The sequence below is a fragment of the Bartonella sp. AD328YNZD genome, assembly GCF_042196425.1.
The window spans coordinates 1-3,722 of sequence record NZ_JBHIQG010000243.1 but is presented as its reverse complement, the minus strand read 5'-3'; the positions used below and the strand labels follow the sequence as shown (position 1 = coordinate 3,722).

Genomic DNA, 3,722 nt, shown 5'->3' with positions numbered 1-3,722 from the left:
GTTTTATAAAAAGCCGGAACCTTTCTCCAATCCATAGCTGGAAAATTTTGCGTTTTATGGCGTTGTTTGCCTAAGAGAGCACGTGCTTTTTCTGTTGCTTGTAAATCAACATCCAATCCTAATGCAGCAGCATGTTTAAGACAAAGATTAAGACGTATCAATGCTTTCTCTGCTGTTGCAGCTTTTGTATGCCAAATAGGAGCAAGGGTATTGCGTATCTCTGTTTGAGTAATCTCTGAAACGGGTAAACAGCCTAATTTGGGAAGAATATGCAGTTTTAAAGATGCAAACCAGATTCCGTCTTTACCATCCCCTTTTAATTCAGCTTTACGACTTTCAAAAGCATCCACGGCAATATCTTTTAAGTAATGAAGATTGCTTATTGCCTCACGCTTTTGTTTATTACGCTCTTTAATGGGGTCACGACCTTCACGAAGAACAGAACGCCACCCAGTTGCCAATTCACGGGCTTGTTTTAAAGAGACATCTCGCAACGCTCCCAAGCCCATTTCACGGCGGCGTCCGTGAAGGGTATAACGATAAATCCATTGAGCACCTCCATCTTTACGCTTATGAAGAAGCACGCCGGCCCCATCACACACTTTGCCAGCTCGTGGGTGTTTGCGGACAGCCCTTGGCACTAGAGAGGGTTCATAAGAGCCATTTTTAGTCCTTTCTTATACAGTTTTACCCACACACTCATCCTGCTTGTGACGTGCAAATGAGTGGTTTTGATTGATTCAACATACGAAACAGTGAATTATTACTATAAATCAATGTTTTGAATTCTGTAGACGATATGTTTAGTTGAACAACATGTCAGTTTTTTTTACAATAAACTTTTTGATATATTTTCTCTTAAAATTTTAAGTAAAAATTTTTGTAAAAGAATAAAATCATCCGTGAGAGGGAGGTAATAAATGCTGATAAGTTTTCAAAAACTGTTAACAGTTGTGCAAGACAAAAAAATTCTTAAGATAAAGAAAATGCTCATATATGATGGCATTCATATTCGCTGTAGAAAGTGAATATTTAAAAATAACATCTTTGTGCAATCTATATAAGATATTTTTCAAGTAAAAAATATTATGACTTTAAATGGACTCTTCAAAAAATGGGTATTTTAAAGAATAAAAAAATGAAATTTGATACTTAGACGGTATTAATTTTTCCTACTGAAATAAATGAAGAACAAAACTAAAAAAATAAGACAAAAAAGTTTTTTGTTCCTATGATAAGATTAAAGATAAAATTAAGCGACGAGTGATTAAAATTTGATCTATTGCCAAACAATGCAAATCAATTAAAATTTTTAAACAATATTATAAATAATTTCAATTTTATTATCCGATAATATAAAAAACAGAATTTTTTACAATTCATAGATAGAGCTAACGCTGCAGGGTTTTATAAATTATCAAGATGGATAAAATTCCTGCTTTATTCATGGTTAACGATTTGTATTCAAAGAGCTTATACCTAAAAATTTTTCTCTATATGGAAGAATGCCGTAGAGTTAAACTATGATTTCGTACAAAAATTAGATTTTGATTGAAGATAGGTAGATAAAGGTGTTTTTTTGTTCATTTTTCATTTGAAAAAATTAGTAATAAACTTCAATGATATGCTCTAGAGTATATCCTTTGCAATGATGTAAAAAGATGTTTATATATTTAAGCTATTTATGTTGAAAGAAAATCATGCTCAAAAAACAAAAATAGTCTTTTCATTGTTTAAGATGTTTGTTGTTGCATTATTGCTTTTGGATGTGGTCGTGTTGTGTTGCGTGATTATGGAGTCTAAGTCATTCAAACAAAACAGAATATTATTTTATTGCTCATTTATGGGTTTTTAAAAGAAGAATTTCTAAATACTCGATGGTGTTTGTGAATGTATAAGATATGATTGTGTCCTCTCATTTTTACTTTACAAAGATTCACATTATCAATCACCATTCTTCTTTTTGCCAATTCTTAAATACTGCAACAGCTTTTGGCGTTTGAAATGATTGAGAAGAGGTATTTTTATTAAGGAATGAATATTCTATTCATGTTTATTGATTAATGCAAAGTCATCTTTAGATGTGGCGGTGTTGTTGCATTGTTATAATTTGCTTGGATTGTATGACTGTTAGTTTATTTGTGTGATGGTCGCTTGCTTAATACTTGCCTGAGCAATATAAAACAAAATGCAGTTAGGAAAAATTGAAATTAAATGACTCAAGCTGCTTGTGTTAGATTTTATTATCTGATAACTTTTTTCCATTAGAGAGTAATTTTGCTGTGTGTGAGCTCCAGTTTTGGGGAGGATGCTTAAGCTCAGGCAGAGCTGTATACGCTACATTGCTGAATTGAATCTCTGTATTTTGCTGTTGGAAACGAGAGTTTTATTGCGGTATATTGTTTGCTATTTTATTTTTATAGCGAAAAAGCAATGATGCACATTTAAAGTTTAAAAGGATTTATATTCGTAATGTCTTTGGGGAAAATCGTATAATGAATTTTGTTTTTATCAATGAGAAAGGGTATTTTTGTGTGCATTCTTTTATTGCAAGCTTTATCTCTCAGAAGACAAAATTTGTAAGGAATGGCTTTTCTCATTATTTCTTTATCGTTATTAACGTGTTTGGTTTTGTTGGTAAAAACGTAAAATTTTTGATACTTAATTTTCAAAAGATTAAGCGGCTTTTTATGGTAGAAAAAATATTTTCTTATATTTTTTTACTATTTCGAGGCAGTTTTTATCATGTAGTAAAGATGCGTCGTATCTTGAAATTGAGTGTTTGAGGAGGATGACGGTTTTTAAAATTTGCATATTTATTTTAAATACACCCTAAAAGAATAAAACAGTGAGTTTATAAATCTTTGCGCAATGATTTTTTAAAAAGCTTACCGTTTTCTGGGGGGATACAGGATTTATCATTTTGATAATTTATTGGGGCTGATATAGCGTATTGTTGTATGCAAAGAGATATTATGAAAAAAATGTGATACTAGTTAGCAAAACATATAGTGCATGTTCGCTATGGTTTGATTGAAACTTAAGTCAGTGAATTTATAAAGTGGATGACTTTGTATAAGCAATTAGAACGTATTTGTTCAGTTTTTATAATTATAAATTTGCTATGTCATTTGAGCATCATTCATTGATAAAAAATAAAGGGGAAAGTTTATGAACTTAAAGAAAAAAATATTAAAGAATAGCAGCTCTCTTGTTTCTGCTTTTATAGCACTGGGGATGGTTGCACAACAGGTTTCAGCAAAAACTCCCGCAGATACCCTTGTGATGGCTTGGAATCTCGATGCAATTAGTACATTTGATCCCGCACAACTTAATGATGTTTATGGAGGTGAAATTGTCCGCAATGTTTGTGATAGTTTGGTCAGTACCGCAACGGATGATCCTGCTAAAATGGTTCCAGCATTAGCTACACATTGGGATGTTTCAGGGGATGATCACAGTACGGTGATTACTTTTCATTTGCGTGATGGCTTGAAGTTTAATGATGGCAGATTAGCCAATGCCAATGATCTTCTTTGGAGTATGAAGCGGATTGTTAAATTAAAGATGACCAATGCGACAATTTTTAATGAATATGGAATTACAGAGCAAAATGTTGATGATGCTTTGCAAGCTCCAGATGAAAAAACAGTGGTGATGAAATTTGATAAGCCTTATCCAGCAGAGCTTATTCTTAATAATATTGTTGCAAGTCCAGCAAC

2 protein-coding genes are annotated in these 3,722 nt (G+C 32.3%); one reads left to right on the top strand and one right to left on the bottom strand.

Annotated features, from left to right (window positions below; genetic code table 11):
* Positions 1-641, bottom strand: a 641-nt coding sequence (locus ACFIO3_RS09985) for a tyrosine-type recombinase/integrase (protein ID WP_375608764.1), incomplete at its 3' end; no start/stop codon positions are given.
* Between the two features lie 2,530 nt (positions 642-3,171).
* Between ACFIO3_RS09985 and ACFIO3_RS09980 the strand changes: the two genes are divergently transcribed.
* Positions 3,172-3,722, top strand: a 551-nt coding sequence (locus ACFIO3_RS09980) for an ABC transporter substrate-binding protein (protein ID WP_375704391.1), incomplete at its 3' end; no start/stop codon positions are given.